This is a genomic window from Selenomonas sp. oral taxon 138 str. F0429 (assembly GCF_000318175.2).
Classification (GTDB): Bacteria; Bacillota; Negativicutes; order Selenomonadales; family Selenomonadaceae; genus Centipeda; species Centipeda timonae.
This window is the reverse complement of record NZ_KB290941.1, coordinates 1,996-2,326: the sequence shown is the minus strand read 5'-3', so window position 1 is coordinate 2,326 and position 331 is coordinate 1,996. Positions and strand designations below refer to the sequence as shown.

The following is a 331-nucleotide window of genomic DNA, read 5'->3' as shown; positions in this document are numbered from 1 at the left end:
GGCTGGGGAGTTCCACAGCGTCGGCGCAGAATCTACCTTGTCGCAGATTTTGGAGGTTCATGTGCCGGAGAAATACTATTTGACACCGAAAGCGTGCGCGGGGATCTTGCGTCGTGCTTCGCTTCGTGGCAAGGCACTGCCAGAGAGTTTGCAGATGGCACTGGAACGTCAGGCGAGAGGGTAAGCGCAGGTTTCTGTACCGAGCATTCCGCACAGAGCCGCAGCATCGGTTATGCAGAGGAGAAATCTCCAACGCTTCGTGCGGGCAAAGTCCCTGCCGTATTTGAGTCACACGGATCGGATGCGCGGTACAACGGTCCTCTGGCAATAT

At 56.5% G+C, this 331-nt stretch carries 1 protein-coding gene; it reads left to right on the top strand.

Annotation, left to right across the window (positions count from 1 at the left end; translation table 11 throughout):
- The coding region (locus tag HMPREF9163_RS12495) for a hypothetical protein (RefSeq protein ID WP_009441008.1) at positions 1–184 on the top strand (184 nt) is incomplete at its 5' end.
- Positions 185–331: the final 147 nt, after the last annotated feature.